This is a genomic window from Micromonospora sp. NPDC005215, assembly GCF_040607915.1.
GTDB lineage: Bacteria > Actinomycetota > Actinomycetes > Mycobacteriales > Micromonosporaceae > Micromonospora.
This window is the reverse complement of record NZ_JBEXHQ010000069.1, coordinates 1-15951: the sequence shown is the minus strand read 5'-3', so window position 1 is coordinate 15951 and position 15951 is coordinate 1. Positions and strand designations below refer to the sequence as shown.

The following is a 15951-nucleotide window of genomic DNA, read 5'->3' as shown; positions in this document are numbered from 1 at the left end:
CGCGGGTCAGGCGGCGGACGGCAGCACCTTGGCGACCAGCTTGGCCAGCTCGCGCAGCGCCTTGCCCCGGTGGCTGATCGCGTCCTTCTCCGCCGGGGTCAGCTCGGCGTTGGTCCGGTCCTGTCCGTCGCCCAGGAAGATCGGGTCGTAGCCGAACCCGCCGTCACCGCGCGGAGCGCGCAGCACCCGACCGGACTGCCGACCGTCGACGAGGTGCTCCTTGCCGCCGGGCAGCACCAACGCCACAGTGCAGACGAACGAGGCCGCCCGCTGCTCGTCGGGCACGTCGCCGATCTGGTCCAGCACCAACTGGAGATTGGCCCGGTCATCGCCGTGCCGGCCGGACCAGCGGGCGCTGAACACCCCCGGCATCCCGTTGAGCGCGTCCACCGCGAGCCCGGAATCGTCGGCGATGGTCGGCAGTCCGCTCTGCCGGCAACCCTCCCGCGCCTTGATCAGCGCATTCTCGCCGAAGGTCAGGCCGGTTTCCGGCAGCTCCGCGTACTGCTCGACGTCGTCCAACCCGAGCAGGGCGATCCGCTGCGCGCCGAGCGCGCCGTCCAGGATCCGCTGGAGTTCCACAAGCTTCTTACGGTTACGGGTGGCAAGCAGGACCTTGTTCATACTGAGTCACCTTTGTTCGCGACTGCGGGGCTCGCAAGCTCACTCCTCGCGCTCACGTGGCGAGTGCCTTCCGCTGGGCTTCGGCCAGCTCGGCGCACCCGGCCACGGCCAGGTCGAGCAGGCTGTCGAGCTGGTCACGGGCGAACACGCCCGCCTCGCCGGTGCCCTGCACCTCGACGAAGTCACCCGCACCGGTGCACACCACGTTCATGTCCACCTCGGCGGCGACGTCCTCCTCGTAGCAGAGGTCCAGTCGCGCCTCGCCGGCGATGATCCCCACGCTGACCGCGGCCACCGACCGGTGCATCACCTTCTCCGGCTTACCGGCCAACGCCTTGCGGGCGGCCAGCCAGTTCACCGCGTCGTGCAACGCGACGTACGCGCCGGTGATCGCCGCCGTCCGGGTGCCCCCGTCGGCCTGGAGCACGTCGCAGTCGAGCACTATCGAGTTCTCGCCGAGCGCCTTGAGGTCGATGCTGGCCCGCAGGCTGCGGCCGACCAGCCGGGAGATCTCGTGGGTACGGCCACCGACCCGGCCCTTGACGCTCTCCCGGTCCGAGCGGGTGTTGGTGGCCCGGGGCAGCATCGCGTACTCGGCGGTCACCCAGCCGAGCCCGGAGCCCTTGCGCCAGCGGGGCACCCCCTCGGTGACGCTTGCCGTGCAGAGCACCCGGGTGCCGCCGAACTCGACGAGCACCGAGCCCTCCGGATGGGTGCTCCAGCCTCGGGTCACTGTCACCGGTCGAAGTTGATTGGGCCCTCGCCCGTCAGGTCGCGCCATCCCTGCACCCTATGCGGTGCGCTGATCCACCTCAGCCGGGGTGTCCCGACCAGTGCCCGCGTCGTGTACCCGGAGGAATCCGGCGACCGCCGCCGGCCAGCCGAACTCCTCGGCCCGTGCGCGGGCGACGCGCCGACGCTGCGCCTCCGGCCGGGCCGCCAGGCGGGTCACCGCCGCCGCCATCGACGCGCCCGAGCCGGACGCGGCCACGCCCGCGTCGCCGACCACCTCGGGCAGGGCGCTGGCCGCGTTGACCACGACCGGGGTGCCGCAGGCCAGCGCCTCCAGTCCGGCCAGGCCGAAGGTCTCCACCGGCCCGGGTGCCACCACCACGTCCGCGCTGGCCAGCAACGCGGCCACGGCGCGGCGGTCCGGCAGGAAACCGGTGAACGTGACAGGCAGCCCCGCCGCCCGCCGGGCCAGCGCGCCGCGCAGCGGGCCGTCACCGGCCAGCACCAGCACCGCGGGTACGCCCTCCCGGCGCAGTTCGGCGAGCGCCTGCACGGCCAGCTCCGGCCGCTTCTCCGGCGACAGCCGGGCGCAGTGCACCAGCAGCAGCTCGCCGGGGTCGGCGTACCGGGCGCGCAGCCGCGGGTCGACCCGGTCCGGGTGGAAGGTGTCCAGGTCCACACCGAGTGGCACCAGCTCCACGTTGTGGGCGCCGATCCGGTCGAACTCCTCGGCAGCCCACCGGGTCGTGCAGACGATCCGGTCGTACGCCCGGCTGGTCGCCCGGTTGAGTCGGTCGGCGGTCGGGCGGCGCAACGCGTCCGGCACACCCCACTGGCCGAGCAGCCCGGTCAGCGACTCGTGCGACACCATCACCGACGGCACCCCGTGCGCCCGCGCCCACCGGCCCGTCCAGCGCAGCGACAACCGGTCGGAGACCTCCAACCGATCCGGTGCCAGGTCGACGAGCAGCCGGGCCAACCGGCGTCGACCGGCCAGCAGCCGGTAACCGCCACTGCCGGGCAACTCCGGGCCGGGCAGGGTCACCACCCGCCCCCACGGGTACGACTCGTCGGCGGCCCGTCGGCCGGGTATCACAAGCACCGGCTCGTGCCCGGCGGCCCGGTAGCCCTCCCCCAGGTGCCGCAGCGCGGTCCGCAGGCCACCGGAGCGTGCCGTCACGAAGTTGGCGAGCCGCACGATCCGCAGCCCGCCCGCAGTCGAGGTCACGACGCGGCCGGCAGTCCGACGGTGGCGGCCACGGCGCGTACCGCGTGGTAGTGCCCGATCAGCTCGTCGCCGACGGCCGCCCAGCTACGTCGGCGGACCGCGACCCGGGCCGCCAGCCCGTAGGCCCGCCGCCGGTCGGCGTCCCCGGCCAGGTCGGCCACCGCCGCGGCCAGCGCGTCGCCGTCGTTCGGTGCCACCAGCAGCCCGGTCACACCCTCGTCGACCAGGTCGACCGGGCCGCCGCTGGCCGGCGCCACGACCGGCACCCCGGAGGCCAGCGCCTCCTGGATGGTCTGGCCGAAGGTCTCGTGCGGTCCGGTGTGCACGAACAGGTCCAGGCTGGCGTAGAGCCGGGCCAGCTCGTCGCCGTGCTGCACGCCCAGGAAGGTCACCCCGGGCAGTTCCCGGGCCAACTGGCGGCGGGCCGGACCGTCACCGGCCACCACCACCCGTACCCCGGGCAGCCGCGACGTCGCCGCCAGCAACTCCACCCGCTTCTCCGGGGCGAGCCGGCCGACGTAGCCGATCAGCAGCTCCCCGTTGGGTGCCAGCCGGGCGCGCAGCGCCGCACACCGTCTGGCCGGATCGAAGCGGACCGCGTCCACACCCCGGCGCCACAGCCAGATGCGCTGCACCCCGTTGGCGATCAGGTCGGCGGCGGAGCGGGTGGACGGGGCGAGGGTGCGCTGCGCCGAGTTGTGGATCTCCCGGATCCGGCGCCAGGCCGCCGCCTCGCCCCAGCTCACCCGGTACGCCCGCGCGTACGCCGCCACATCGGTCTGGTAGACCGCCACGGTGGGCAGCCGGTACCGGCTGGCCAGCGTGGCCGCCCGCGCGCCGAGGACGAACGGACTGGCCAGGTGCACCACGTCCGGCTCGGCCGACAGCAGCGCACCGGTCAACCGGGTGGTCGTCGGCACACCCAACCGGAAACCCTGGTAGCGGGGCAGCGGCACGCTGGGGATGCGCACCACCGGGTACGGCAGCCGGTCGACGTTCTGCCGGCCGGCACCGGGTGGGGCGGGCGCGATGACCACCGGCTCGTGGCCCCGGTCGAGCAGGTGTTCCGCCGTGCGCACCACGGAGTGCGCGACGCCGTTCACGTCCGGTGGGAACGACTCGGTCACGATGGCGATCCGCATGCCCACACCGTGCGGGTGTCACTGGTGCGTCAGACGACCGTCCGCTGACCGGGCGGCGAACAATACGGCACAACACCGCGGTCCGGTCCGCGCCAACCGGGACGGGGTGGGTCAGACGTCGTAGCTGGCCCCGGGCCGGACCACGTCGATCGGCCCGGTGTACGCCGCGGCGGCCGACTCCAGGGTGTGCGCCTCGCTCCCCCAGGCGGGCACCAGGTGGGTCAGCAGGAGCCGGCCCACAGCGGCCTTTGTCGCCGCCTCCCCGGCCTCCCGGCCGGTCAGGTGCAGATCCGGCGGATTGTCCATGCCGTCGAGGTAGCTGGCCTCGCAGAGGAAGACATCGACGTCCTGGGCCAGCCGCAGCAGCGCCGCACAGGGCGCGGTGTCCGACGAGTAGCACAGCGACCGGCCGTCGTGCTCCAACCGCACGCCGTACGTCTCGACGGGGTGGTTGACCCGGTCGACGGTGACGGTGAACGGGCCGATTGGGAAGGTGCCGGGCTGCAGTGCGTAGAACTGGTAGACGTCCTCCACCGAACCGTCGTCGCCGTACGCGGCGCTGAGCCGGTCCGGGGCGCCGGAGGGCGCGTACACCGGCAGCGCCGGATAGGGGCCGTCCGGGGCGTACCGGCGCACGACCACGTACAGAACGGCGTCGAACATGTGATCACAGTGCAGGTGGGTCAGCAGGATCGCGTCCGGGGCGTGCAGCCCCGCGTACCGCTGGAGGCTGGACAGCGACCCGGAGCCGAAGTCGACAAGGAGCCGGAAGCCGTCGGCTTCGACGAGATAGGCCGAGCAGGGCGACTCGGGGCCGGGAAAGCTGCCGGCGCTACCAAGGACGGTCAGTCGCATCGAGTTGTCTCGCTGTCACTGTCAGTAGCATCCGTGCCGGCAATCGCCTCAGCCATGATCTCTACCGACGCGTACGTCACGCTGCGCAGCCTACGCTGGGGTACCCGGCGGCAAGAATCATCCGCCGGAAGTTGTCACGAACGTGACACGTGCTCACGGTGCCCGGGACGGCGTAAGGGCCGTCGACGCCACGTCGACGGCCCGTACCGGGAAGACCAGTCCCGATCAGGCCCAGAGCTGACCCTCCAGGGCCTCCTCGGCATCGGCGAGCGTGCCGCCGTACGCGCCGGTGGACAGGTATTTCCACCCACCGTCGCAGACCACGAAGGCCACGTCGGCCCGCCGACCGTCGCGAACCGCCTCGTGCGCCACCGCGAGCGCGGCATGCAGGATGGCACCCGTGGAGAAGCCGGCGAAGATGCCCTCCACCTCCACGAGCTGTCGGGTACGCAGCACCGCGTCCCGGGTGCCCACCGAGAAGCGCCGGGAGAGCACCGAGGCGTCGTAGAGCTCCGGCACGTACCCCTCGTCGATGTTGCGCAGGCCGTAGACCAACTCGCCGTAGCGCGGCTCGGCCGCCACGACCTGAATGCCGTCGACCTTCTCCCGCAGGTAGCGCCCGGTGCCCATCAGCGTGCCGGTGGTGCCGAGCCCGGCCACGAAGTGCGTGATGTCGGGCAGGTCGTGCAGCAGCTCCGGCCCGGTCGTCTCGTAGTGCGCCCGCGCGTTGGCCTCGTTGCCGTACTGGTAGAGCATCACCCAGTCCGGGTGCTCGGCGGAGATCAGCTTGGCGGTGGCGACCGCCTGGTTGGACCCACCCGCCGCTGGCGAGAAGATGATCTCGGCGCCGTACATCCGGAGCAACTGGATCCGCTCGGTGGAGACGTTCTCCGGCATCACGCAGACCAGCCGGTAGCCGCGCAACTTGGCCACCATCGCCAACGAGATGCCGGTGTTGCCACTTGTCGGTTCGAGGATGGTGTCACCCGTCCGGAGCCGGCCAGCCGCCTCCGCCGCCCGGACCATGAACAGCGCCGCGCGGTCCTTGATGCTGCCGGTGGGGTTCCGGTCCTCCAGCTTGGCCCAGAGTCGCACCGGTGGGGCCCCGTCGGACACCGTCGGCGAGAGCCGGGGCAGGCCGATCAGCGGCGTACCCCCGCACGCGTCGAGCAGGCTGTCGTACCGCGCCATGGCGGCCGACCTCAGCGAGCCGCGACGGCGCCGCGGACCACCGCAGCGGCAGCGCTGTGCGAACTGGTCACCGCTGCCGCGGCGCTGTGCGAACTGATCGCCGCCGCCGCGGCGAAGCCGAACGCGCCGCCGGCCACGGCGGGCAGGATGGTGACGCTGTCACCGTCGGAGAGCTTCGCGTCCAGGGCGCCGAGGAAACGGACGTCCTCGTCGTTGACGTAGACGTTGACAAAGCGGTGCAGCGTGCCCGCCTCGGTGATCAGCCGGCCGCGCAGGCCGCCGTGCCGGGAATCCAGGTCGGTGAGCAGATCGGCGAGGGTGTCGCCGGCGCCGTCGACGACCTTGGCGCCGCCGGTGTAGCTGCGCAGGATGGTGGGGATGCGAACCTCAATGGCCATGGTGTCGAACTCCTTGATCGGGTGTGCCTACGGTGACGGGACGAGACGAGTGCGAACGCTGACGGATCAGCGGCCGGAACACTCGTAGTCGACAGTCGCCGGGCTCTGCCCGAACATGTAGGACTGGACGGCATGCGGGTCAACCCCGGCCTCCACGACCCGGACCGGCTCCTCGGTGACCACACCGTCGACGATCCGGAACGAGCGGATCTCCTCCGAGTCGGGATCGCGGGTCGAGACGAGCAGGTAGTGCGCGCCCGGCTCACCGGCGAAGGAGACATCCGTCCGCGACGGGTACGCCTCGGTGGCGGTGTGCGAGTGGTAGATGATCACGGGCTCTTCGTCCCTGTCGTCCATCTCCCGCCACACGCGCAGGTGCTCCATCGAGTCGAACTCGTAGAAGGTCATCGACCGCGCGGCATTGTCCATCGGGATGTGCCGGGTCGGGGTGTCGCTGCCGACGGGACCGGCGACCACGCCGCACGCCTCGTCGGGGTGATCCCGGCGCGCGTGGGCGACGATCGCGTCGATGATCGACCGGTCGATGCTCAGCACGAGGACCAGCCTAACGCCTGACGAGCGCGGGCCGAAGTGGTGCCGGTCACGCCTAGTCGATCAAGGCGTTGAGCAGCGACTCCTGTAAATACCCGAGATACGCGTAGACCGAAAGCTGGAACACCCGGCTGGAGCCCGGGTCCTCGGCGACCGCGTCGTCCAACTCCTCGCCCAGATCCGTGCCGTCCTTGATCTCCAGACGGACACCCATCGCGAGCCGGGCGTCGTTCAGCGCCCGCAACCACGCCTCGGCCGCCTCGGCGTCGAGCCGTACCTCACCACCGGCGTCGTCGGGCAGCGCGGCCAGGATCGCCCCCGCCTGATCGATCTTCGCAGTCTTCAGATCGCCCTCGGTGTACCGACGGAACTCAGCTGTCCCCGGCGCGTCCTGCGGGTAGACCGCCGGAAAGAGCCGACCCACGACCGGGTCGGTGTGGTCGAAGCCATCGGTGAGCAGGCCGACCACCTCGGAGGCGACCTTGCGCAGCACCCGCACCTCGTCGACCGCGAAGGTGGCGACGTAGCGGCCGGCCTGGCGACGGAACATGCTCACGACCGATCCACCGTCGCCCACAGCCCATACGCGTGCAGCTGCGACGCGTCGTGCTCCATCCGCTCCCGGGCGCCGGTGGAGACCACGGCCCGGCCCTTGTGGTGCACATCCAGCATCAGCTGCTCGGCCCTCTCCCGGCTGTAGCCGAAAAGCTTCTGGAAGACCCAGGTCACGTACGTCATCAGATTGACCGGGTCGTCCCACACGATCGTCACCCATTGCCGGTCAGCCGCCGGCACCTCGTCAGTGTCCGGCGTCTCGACCGGTGCAACCTGTGGAGCCGCCATGCCCCCCATCGTGCCACCGGTTTCCCGGAACCGAGGAACCGGAACGCCGGCCCGGCGCGGATCGCCCACCCGGGACATCCCTGACCGGCCCCGGGCGCCCTCGGACCCGTGGTGCGGCGCGGACCCGGACCGGGGGGCGGCCACACCGTCAGGCGAGCAGGATGCCGTGATCGACTGCATCGGAGAGCACCGCGCCCAGCGAGAGGCGGATCACCTCGAACCGCCGGGATATCTCCCGGGACAACCCCAGCTCGACCTCCCGCACCGCGCGCTGGGACCAGGCCCGCGCCGCGCTGTGGTCGTCGCGGCCGGGCGTACGCCACTGCTGCCAGCACCCGCCGGACAGCGCCACCGCGACCGGCGGAAGCACCTCGTCGTGGAACACCGCCGGATAGTTGGCGAGGGCGTCGATCGCCTCCGGGCCGGTCAACCCGGCCACCCCGGCTGTGCTGGTGATCAGCAGCACCTTGTCCAGCTCATGGCCCGGCCGGTCATCGACCAGGCCGTACTGCACGGCGGTGGCAATCCGCCGCCGCACTCCTTCGATCGGCGGCGCGCCGAGCACCCGGGCCGCGGTGTCGGAAACGATGCCGCGCACCGCCTGGTCGCACTGCGCGGTGGCCAACAGCGACAGCGCCGCCATCTCCCGATCCAGGAGGTCCGGTAGGCCCGCGCAGCCGACCCCGAACACGATCTCCTGGACCGCCCGCAGGTGGATGTTCGCCAGTTCCAGTGCGAGGTGCTGGCGGATCCGCTGAGCACACGTCCGGGTCTGCCGGTCGAGCTGCTCCGACCAGTCCCCCGGATCGGAGGCCACGGCGACCCGGTCGTGTTGACCGGGCAGCACCGGCGGTTCGACGCTGGCCCGCCGCAAGCCCTCCTCCGACGACCAGCCCACCAACGCCCGCCGCAGGTCGGCGGCCGAGTCGGCGGAGTGGGCGTCGACCGGGAACCACCGCGCGCCGGCCAGCGCCGGCACCGCGGCCAGCAGCGCCGCGCGGTGGGCCGCCACGGTCACCGCGGCGGCGTCCATCTCCGTCGCCCGACCTCCGACCGGCGAGACGGACGCCCCCGCGTCCTCCGTCGTCGCCACGCCGTCGGCCAGCGGTGCCCACCCTGCCGCGCCAGGGGTCACCGCGAAGACGACCTCCACCGGGGTCGGGGCGACCTCGGCGAGCAGGTTGAGCTCGGCGGCCGTGAACGCCTGGTCGGCGGCGATCACGAAGAGCAACGCGCCGGCCCGGCCCACCGCGTCGAGCAGCACCTGCTTGCCGGACACGCCGAGCGTCGCGGTGTCCGGTACGTCGATCAGCGTGAAGTGCCGCAGCAGCGGCTCGGGCACGCTCAGCTCGACCCGCCGGGGTGGCCGGGCCAACGCCGGGCCGGCGGCGTTCCGGTCCGCCCCGTACGCGTGGGGCTGGCGGTAACCGGGCACGAACGCCGCCCGGGTGGGCACCTTGGCGTTCCGCACCAGCAACCAGCTGCCCGACGGCACGGTGAGCATGACCGGGTCGAGCCCGAGCAGCGTGGCGAGCACGGCGCGTCGCTCGGCACCGGCCGGGCCGACGGCGACCACGCCGAGCGGCTCCTCCGGGGCAGGGTTGGTCACGCCGAGCCGGGCGGGCAGCGGGCCGCAGCTGGGCAGATCGGTCGGGCCGACCACGTCATCCGAGGAGTCGACCGAGGGGAGAGGGCCCTGCTTCATCAGGCGGCCTCCCGGGGCAGGTGACCGGACGCCCCGGCCAGGTGGGGAATCCGGCGAAGATACCCGGATGTCGGAAGACTACGGGCGGGCCGGCAACCAGGTGGAACACCTCGGATACTCAGCGGTAATTGTGCGACTACTCAACTTCGTTGAGTGACGGTGCGGGCGCGGACGGATTCCGGTCGATATGCTGCGCGAATGAGTCGATGGAAGTTCGTCGGCCGGACCGATGAGCTCAACCGCCTGCTGGCGGCGGTGACCGGCGAGGCTGGCCGCGGGCTCTTCTTCAGCGGCAGCGCCGGGATCGGCAAGAGTCGGCTGCTGCGCGAAGGCGTGAGCATGCTGCCCACCGAACGCTTCGCCATCTGGTCCATCGCGGCCAGCGCCACCACCGCGGCGCTACCGTTCGGCGGGCTGGTGCAGGTCCTTCCCGCCGAGCAGCCCCAGGGCCTCTCCCCCGCCGGCATCCTGCGCTGGGCGCTCAACGTGCTGCAACAGCAGGCGGCTGGTCGACGGATCGTGCTCGCCATCGACGACGCCCACCTGCTCGATCCACCCTCGGCGGCACTGGTCCACCTGGTCGCCCGCGCGGAGAACGCCACAGTGGTCGGCACCCTGCGCGACGGCGAGCAGATCCCGCTGCCGATCCGCGCACTCTGGACCGACGACCTGGTCGAGCACGTCGAGCTGACCCCGATGCCGCAGGGCGAGACCGCGGGCCTGCTGGCAGAGATCCTGGGCGGCCCGGTCGACGCCAACTCCGCCGACCGGCTCGGCCGGCTGTCGGCGGGCAACCCGCTGATGCTGCGGGAGCTGGTGCACGCCGCCAACGGCAGCGCCGAGCTGAAACAGACCTACGGGATCTGGAAGTGGACGGGGCGACTGGAGCTCGCACCCAACCTGACCGACCTGATCGACACCCGGGTCGGCAAACTCACCGACGGCGTCCGCGCGGTCGTCGAGCTTGTCGCGTTCGGCGAACCACTCGGCCTGCACCTTCTGCGGCAGGCCGCCGACCAGTCGGACGTGGAGACCGCCGAGGAGCGCGGGCTGATCAGCGTGATCCAGAACGACCGACGGACGAACGTCCGGCTGGCCCATCCGCTCTACGGCGAGGTGATGCGCCGCCGCTGCCCGGTCAGCCGCACCCGCCGACTTCAGGCACACCTCGCGGAGCTACTCGAACAGGTCGGCAAGCGCCGCCGCGACGACCTGCTGCGGGTCGCGGTGTGGCGCCTCGACTCGGGCACCGCACAGGATCCGGCTCTGCTGGTGGACGCGGCGGTCCAGGCGTTCACCCGCTACGACGTGCCGCTGGCGACCCGCCTGGCGCGGGCCGCGTTGCACGCCGGTGGAGGCTCCGACGCGGCGGAGCTGCTGGCCACCATTCTGATGTTCGCCGACCGGCCGGAGGAGGCCATCGAGGTCCTCGACGCGGTGACCCCCGAGCCGGGCGACGAGCGGCGATACTGCCGCTGGCTGACCGTCCGCGGGATGGTCAGCTACTGGGGGCTCAGCCAGCAGTCCACAGTGGAGGAGATCGCAGGCCGCGTCGAGCAGCTCAGCGACTCCGCGGACCGGTCCCGGGTGCACGCCTTCGAGGCGATCATGCGCCTGCACCGAATGGACACGACCACCGCGGTACGGCTCAGCCAACAGGTGCTGGACCGTCCGGCGGCCGGCGTCGCCGCCCGCGAGTTGGCCCGCTGCACCATCGCGTACGTCCAGGCCGCGCAGGGCCAGCTGACCCACAGCGGTACGGCGATCGCCCAGGTGCACTCCGCCGTCGCCAACTGGCGCACCGACATGCCGTACCTGCAACTGGCTCTGGAGCTGGCCCGGGGCACCCGGCTCATGCTGACCGGAGACCTGGCCGGGATCGACGCGATAGTGGCCGACGAGTTCGCCGACCTCGCCGATGCCGGTGACTTCCGGCTCGGCACCGGCTACCTGGCCATCCTCCAGGCGTACGCGGCCCGGCTGCGCGGGCAGAGCGACGCCGCCACCCGCGCCTCGCTGGGTGCCTGTGCGGTGTTGGCCACGAGCCGGGTCTACGCCGGTCTGGCCCAGGCCGAGCGAGCCCAGTCGGCCGCGCTGCGCGGTGACGCCGCGCAGGCCGCCGCGGCGATGGCCGAGGCGGACCGCACCCACGCACCGGGCATGGCGGTGCTCTACCCGTGGCTGGAGCAGGCCCGGGGTGCGACGCTCGCCGCGTCGGGCGACCTGCCGGGTGCGATCAAGCACCTCGCTGACCTGGTGGACCGGCTGCGCTCGGACGGCTTCGCCGGGCACGAGGTGCACGTCCTGCACGATCTCGTCCGGCTGGATCAGGCCGGCATGCCGGTCGGGCCCACCTGTTCCGACGGTGGTCGACGTACGGTGGCGCAGCGTCTGGCCGAGCTTTCCGAGCGGGTCGACGGGGTGCTCCCGCCGCTGCTGGCCCGGCACGCCCGCGCGGCGGTGACCGACTCCACAGCGGATCTGCTCGCGGTCGCCGACGACTACGCCGCGCTGGAGTTGACCGTGTACGCCGCCGAGGCCACCTCCCAGGCCGTGCAGCGGCTGCGCCGGCAACACTCGACGGCGACCAACGGCGCCCGGGAACGCCTGGCCGGCCTGCTCGGACGCTGCGACCTGATCCGGACGCCGGCGCTGCACGCGGGGGCACCTGTGTTGACCGAGCGCGAGTGGCAGGTTGCCCGCCTCGCCGCGCACGGAGCGCCCAGCCGGGCCATCGCGGAACGGCTCTACCTCTCGGCGCGCACCGTCGAAAATCACCTCCAGCGGATCTACAGCAAGCTGGGCGTGACCGGACGGGCCGAGCTGTGGGCCGCGCTGCGGGCGATCCCGGGCCACGACGACGGCGACACGGACTGAACCTTAGGCTGGGGCGGTGAGCATCAACCGCCCCGCGCTGCTGACCGACCACTACGAGCTGACCATGGTCAGTGCGGCACTGAAGGACGGCACCGCCGACCGCCGGTGTGTCTTCGAGGTGTTCAGCCGCCGGCTGCCGAGCGGCCGCCGGTACGGCGTGGTCGCCGGCACGGTCCGGCTGATCGAACTGATCCGCGACTTCAGGTTCGACCCCACGGAGGTCGACTTCCTGCGACGGACCGGCGTGGTCGACGACGCGGCCGCGGCCTGGCTCACCGACTACCGTTTCACCGGCGACATCGACGGGTACGCCGAGGGTGAGCTGTTCTTCCCCGGTTCACCGATCCTCACCGTCTCGGGCGGTTTCGCCGAGTGCGTGGTGTTGGAGACGCTGGCGCTCTCCGTGCTCAACCACGACAGCGCGGTGGCCGCGGCGGCGGCGCGGATGGTGACCGCGGCGCGGGGTCGAGCGCTGATCGAGATGGGGTCGCGCCGGGCCCACGAGGAGGCGGCGGTGGCCGCGGCGCGGGCCGCGTACCTGGCCGGTTTCCGGTTCACGTCCAACCTCGCCGCCGGTGCCCGCTACGGCATCCCGACGGCGGGCACGGCGGCGCACGCCTTCACCCTGCTGCACGACGACGAGCGGGCGGCGTTCGCCTCGCAGGTCGCCACGCTGGGCAAGGACACGACGCTGCTTGTCGACACGTACGACATCAGCCAGGGCATCCGCAACGCGATCGCGGTGGCCGGACCGGAGCTGCGGGCGGTACGGATCGACTCGGGCGACCTGGCGGTGATCGCCCAGCAGTCCCGGGAGCTGCTCGACTCGTTGGGTGCCACCGAAACCAAGATCATCGTTTCCGGTGACCTGGACGAGTATTCGATCGCCGCGCTGGCCGCCGAACCGGTGGACATGTACGGCGCTGGCACGGCCGTGGTCACCGGCTCCGGAGCACCGACCGCCGGGCTGGTCTACAAGCTCGTCGAGGTCGAGGGGCGGCCGGTGGTGAAGCGCTCCGAGCACAAGGCGACAATCGGCGGCCGGAAGGTCGCGGTCCGCCGGCACAAGCCGACCGGCACCGCCACCGAGGAGATCATCGTGCCGCAGGGCGTACCGGACCGGCAGCCCAACGACCGTATGCTCCAACACTCGTACGTGGTCGCCGGCGAGCCGGCGTGGCTGCCCACCCTCGACGAGTCGCGAGAGCACCTGCGCGAATGCCTGATTTCCATCCCGTGGGAGGGGCTGAAGCTCTCGGCCGGCGACCCGGCGGTGCCGGTCTCCGTCGTACCCGCCGACTGAGCTCATCGGGCACCCCGCCGCAGACAGACAGTGAGGAGAGGAACTCCAATGGCCGACGCTCTGATCATCGTGGACGTGCAGAACGACTTCTGCGAGGGTGGCTCGCTGGCCGTCGAGGGCGGCGCGGGGGTGGCCGCCAGCATCTCCCGGCTGCTCGCCTCCGAGCCGGACCGCTGGTCGCACGTGGTCGCCACCAAGGACTACCACGTCGACCCCGGTGCGCACTTCGGCGATCCGCCGGATTTCGTGGAGTCCTGGCCGAGGCACTGCCTGGTCGGCACCAGCGGGTCGGAGTTCCACCCCGAGCTGAACACCGGTCGAGTCGAGGCGATCTTCCACAAGGGCGAGCACGCGGCGGCGTACTCCGGGTTCGAGGGGCATGCCGACGACGGCGAGTGCCTGGCCGACTGGCTGCGCCGGCACGACGTGGACCGGGTGGATGTGGTCGGCATCGCCACCGACCACTGCGTCCGGGCGACCGCGCTGGACGCCGCCCGGGAGGGTTTCGCCACCACCGTGCTGCTCGAACTGACCGCCGCCGTCGCCCCGGCGACCACCGACGTGGCACTGCGCGCCATGGACGGCGCCGGGGTGACACTGCACGGCCAGCCTGTGATGAGGGCCGCACAAGACGGTAATTGATTGGCCATCGGGACGTCGTCGGTCGAGGATGTCGCCGGAGGTACGGACCCACGTGAACATGAAGCCTTACCGGCAGGCGCTCGCCCTGCCCGGCCTGCGGTCGCTCCTGCTGGTCGCCGTCCTTGCCCGCATCCCGCTCACCGCGACCGGGGTGACACTGACCTTCCACGTGGTGCTCGACCTTGATCGAGGCTATGGGGCCGCTGGCCTGGTGGGCGCGGCCGTCACCGTGGGTGCGGCGGTCGGCGGGCCACTACTGGGCCGACTGGTGGACCGGCGTGGCCTGCGCCCGGTCCTGGTGCTCACCGGCATCACCGAGGCGATCTTCTGGTCCATCGCGCCCGGACTGCCGTACCCCCTGCTGCTGCCGGCCGCCTTCGTGGCCGGCTCCCTGGCCCTGCCCATCTTCTCCGTGGTCCGTCAGTCGATCGCGGCGCTGGTTCCGGAGGACCAACGCCGCCCCGCGTACGCGCTGGACTCGATGTCGGTGGAACTGTCCTTCATGATCGGCCCGGCGTTGGCAGTGGCCCTGGTCACCGCGATCTCCGCCCAGACCACCATGTACCTGGTCGGCGGCGGCATCGTCGCCGCCGGGATCGCCCTGTGGGTGGTCAACCCACCGATCCGCGGTGCCGCCGAGACCACCGGTCCGCAGCGCCGGACGCCTCGCCGGGAGTGGCTGACACCTCGACTGCTCGCCGTGCTGGCGCTCAGCGCCGCCGCGACCCTGGTGCTCGGCGGTACGGACGTGGCGGTGGTCGCCGTGCTGCGGGCCAGCGGCGAGGTCGGCTGGACCGGCGCGGTGCTGGCCATCTGGGCGGTCGCCTCGCTGGTCGGCGGCTTCGCCTACGGGGCCGTCCACCGGTCGTTCTCCCCGCTGGCCCTGACCGCCGCACTCGCCCTGTGCACCATTCCGGTCGGGCTGGGCGGTGCGCACTGGTGGCTGCTGTGCCTGGCGCTGATCCCGGCCGGCGCGCTCTGCGCGCCGACCATCGCGGCCTCCTCCGACGCGGTCAGCCGTCTGGTTCCGGCCGAGGTACGCGGCGAGGCGATGGGCCTGCACGGCTCCGCGGTCACCGTCGGCATCGCGATCGGCGCGCCGCTCGCCGGCGCGGTTATCGACGCCAGCGCGCCGCTCTGGGGCTTCGTGGTCACCGGCGCGCTCGGCGCACTGGTCACCCTCGTGGTGCTCACGATCGAGCTGCGCCGCCGCCGCCGCAACGCCGACGCGGCCACCCCGCCACCCATCGAGGTCGACCTCACCCCCGCCGCCCGCTGACGGCCCCGCCGGCGCGGCGGAGCTGACGGTCGGTGTCCCGTGCCGGTCCCACCGGTGCGCCGTCTGAAAGCAGCGGCGGGCGCTGCGCCATCTGGCTGCGCGGCGAAGGCGCTGCACCCGGGCGGGCTGCGCCGCAGAGGCTGGGGATCGCAAGCTGGAGCGGCCGCACTGAGCAGGCCGCACTGAGCAGCCGCGCCGACCAGGCCGCACCGAGCAGGCCGCACCGAGCAGGCCGCACCGAGCAGGCCGCACCGAGCAGGCCGCACCGAGCAGGCCGCACCGAGCAGGCCGCACCGAGCAGGCCGCACCGAGCAGGCCGCACTGAGCAGGCCGCACTGAGCAGGCCGTACTGAGCAGGCCGTTGAGCAGGCCGTTGAGCAGGACGCATTATCTGAACGACGCGCCGGCACACCCGTGGGGTTGGCTGCCTCGACGGTCGACCGGAGGCACACATGCTCACAGCGGTTATACCTGTGAGGAATATTTACTTGCGTTTTAACGTGTTGGGTCGCTGGGTGTGGTGATCTTCGGCGTGGCGGCGTGACGTGAAGCGGCCACCGTTTCAAGATCGGTTCTGCGA

15 protein-coding genes are annotated in these 15951 nt (G+C 72.2%); 4 read left to right on the top strand and 11 right to left on the bottom strand.

Annotated elements, in window-relative coordinates:
• Positions 1 to 6: 6 nt before the first annotated feature.
• The 11 genes from rdgB to ABZU25_RS32010 all read right to left on the bottom strand — a co-directional run bounded on the left by rdgB (position 7) and on the right by ABZU25_RS32010 (position 9270).
• Complete coding sequence (gene rdgB / locus ABZU25_RS32060; protein WP_355033092.1) at positions 7 to 624, bottom strand: RdgB/HAM1 family non-canonical purine NTP pyrophosphatase; 618 nt, start codon at positions 622 to 624, stop codon at positions 7 to 9.
• A 52-nt stretch (positions 625 to 676) separates the two neighbouring features.
• Positions 677 to 1405 carry a ribonuclease PH gene (gene rph, locus ABZU25_RS32055; RefSeq protein WP_355033091.1) on the bottom strand — a complete coding sequence of 243 codons (729 nt, stop codon included), beginning with the start codon at positions 1403 to 1405 and terminating at the stop codon, positions 677 to 679.
• Between the two features lie 9 nt (positions 1406 to 1414).
• Positions 1415 to 2584, bottom strand: a complete 1170-nt coding sequence (locus ABZU25_RS32050; RefSeq protein WP_355033090.1) for a glycosyltransferase — start codon at positions 2582 to 2584, stop codon at positions 1415 to 1417.
• A complete protein-coding gene (locus tag ABZU25_RS32045; protein WP_355033089.1) occupies positions 2581 to 3726 on the bottom strand; it encodes a glycosyltransferase family 1 protein in 1146 nt (381 codons plus the stop codon). The genes ABZU25_RS32050 and ABZU25_RS32045 overlap by 4 nt, the downstream gene beginning before the upstream one ends.
• Before the next feature lie 111 nt (positions 3727 to 3837).
• Positions 3838 to 4581: an MBL fold metallo-hydrolase gene (locus ABZU25_RS32040; RefSeq protein ID WP_355033088.1), complete on the bottom strand. Its 744-nt coding sequence runs from the start codon at positions 4579 to 4581 to the stop codon at positions 3838 to 3840.
• A 225-nt stretch (positions 4582 to 4806) separates the two neighbouring features.
• Positions 4807 to 5772, bottom strand: coding sequence for a pyridoxal-phosphate dependent enzyme (locus ABZU25_RS32035; RefSeq protein ID WP_355033087.1), 966 nt, complete (start codon positions 5770 to 5772; stop codon positions 4807 to 4809).
• 11 nt (positions 5773 to 5783) lie between these two features.
• Positions 5784 to 6170: a MoaD family protein gene (locus ABZU25_RS32030; protein WP_355033086.1), complete on the bottom strand. Its 387-nt coding sequence runs from the start codon at positions 6168 to 6170 to the stop codon at positions 5784 to 5786.
• A gap of 66 nt (positions 6171 to 6236) precedes the next feature.
• On the bottom strand, positions 6237 to 6725 hold the full coding sequence (locus ABZU25_RS32025) for a M67 family metallopeptidase (protein WP_355033085.1): 489 nt from the start codon (positions 6723 to 6725) through the stop codon (positions 6237 to 6239).
• 52 nt (positions 6726 to 6777) lie between these two features.
• Positions 6778 to 7272 (bottom strand): DUF2017 domain-containing protein, encoded by a 495-nt coding sequence (locus tag ABZU25_RS32020; RefSeq protein ID WP_355033101.1) that lies wholly within the window; start codon positions 7270 to 7272, stop codon positions 6778 to 6780.
• 2 nt (positions 7273 to 7274) lie between these two features.
• On the bottom strand, positions 7275 to 7565 hold the full coding sequence (gene clpS, locus ABZU25_RS32015; protein WP_110565539.1) for an ATP-dependent Clp protease adapter ClpS: 291 nt from the start codon (positions 7563 to 7565) through the stop codon (positions 7275 to 7277).
• A gap of 148 nt (positions 7566 to 7713) precedes the next feature.
• On the bottom strand, positions 7714 to 9270 hold the full coding sequence (locus tag ABZU25_RS32010; protein ID WP_355033084.1) for a hypothetical protein: 1557 nt from the start codon (positions 9268 to 9270) through the stop codon (positions 7714 to 7716).
• A 198-nt stretch (positions 9271 to 9468) separates the two neighbouring features.
• Between ABZU25_RS32010 and ABZU25_RS32005 the strand changes: the two genes are divergently transcribed.
• The 4 genes from ABZU25_RS32005 to ABZU25_RS31990 are packed head-to-tail and all read left to right on the top strand — an operon-like array spanning position 9469 to position 15371.
• On the top strand, positions 9469 to 12147 hold the full coding sequence (locus tag ABZU25_RS32005) for a LuxR C-terminal-related transcriptional regulator (protein ID WP_355033083.1): 2679 nt from the start codon (positions 9469 to 9471) through the stop codon (positions 12145 to 12147).
• Positions 12148 to 12163: 16 nt separating this feature from the next.
• Positions 12164 to 13450: a nicotinate phosphoribosyltransferase gene (locus tag ABZU25_RS32000; protein WP_355033082.1), complete on the top strand. Its 1287-nt coding sequence runs from the start codon at positions 12164 to 12166 to the stop codon at positions 13448 to 13450.
• Positions 13451 to 13498: 48 nt separating this feature from the next.
• Positions 13499 to 14092, top strand: a complete 594-nt coding sequence (locus ABZU25_RS31995; RefSeq protein WP_355033081.1) for an isochorismatase family protein — start codon at positions 13499 to 13501, stop codon at positions 14090 to 14092.
• Positions 14093 to 14120: 28 nt separating this feature from the next.
• A complete protein-coding gene (locus tag ABZU25_RS31990; protein ID WP_355033080.1) occupies positions 14121 to 15371 on the top strand; it encodes an MFS transporter in 1251 nt (416 codons plus the stop codon).
• The last annotated feature ends 580 nt before the right edge of the window (positions 15372 to 15951 follow it).

Bases quoted from the DNA above. Each gene is read 5' to 3' on its own strand.
- ABZU25_RS32020 (WP_355033101.1), bottom strand. From the start codon at position 7,272: ATGTTCCGTCGCCAGGCCGGCCGCTACGTCGCCACCTTCGCGGTCGAC.
- ABZU25_RS32005 (WP_355033083.1), top strand. From the start codon at position 9,469: ATGAGTCGATGGAAGTTCGTCGGCCGGACCGATGAGCTCAACCGCCTG.
- ABZU25_RS32030 (WP_355033086.1), bottom strand. From the start codon at position 6,170: ATGGCCATTGAGGTTCGCATCCCCACCATCCTGCGCAGCTACACCGGC.
- ABZU25_RS31995 (WP_355033081.1), top strand. From the start codon at position 13,499: ATGGCCGACGCTCTGATCATCGTGGACGTGCAGAACGACTTCTGCGAG.
- clpS (WP_110565539.1), bottom strand. From the start codon at position 7,565: ATGGCGGCTCCACAGGTTGCACCGGTCGAGACGCCGGACACTGACGAG.
- ABZU25_RS32040 (WP_355033088.1), bottom strand. From the start codon at position 4,581: ATGCGACTGACCGTCCTTGGTAGCGCCGGCAGCTTTCCCGGCCCCGAG.
- ABZU25_RS31990 (WP_355033080.1), top strand. From the start codon at position 14,121: ATGTCGCCGGAGGTACGGACCCACGTGAACATGAAGCCTTACCGGCAG.
- ABZU25_RS32045 (WP_355033089.1), bottom strand. From the start codon at position 3,726: ATGCGGATCGCCATCGTGACCGAGTCGTTCCCACCGGACGTGAACGGC.
- ABZU25_RS32010 (WP_355033084.1), bottom strand. From the start codon at position 9,270: ATGAAGCAGGGCCCTCTCCCCTCGGTCGACTCCTCGGATGACGTGGTC.
- rph (WP_355033091.1), bottom strand. From the start codon at position 1,405: ATGGCGCGACCTGACGGGCGAGGGCCCAATCAACTTCGACCGGTGACA.
- rdgB (WP_355033092.1), bottom strand. From the start codon at position 624: ATGAACAAGGTCCTGCTTGCCACCCGTAACCGTAAGAAGCTTGTGGAA.
- ABZU25_RS32035 (WP_355033087.1), bottom strand. From the start codon at position 5,772: ATGGCGCGGTACGACAGCCTGCTCGACGCGTGCGGGGGTACGCCGCTG.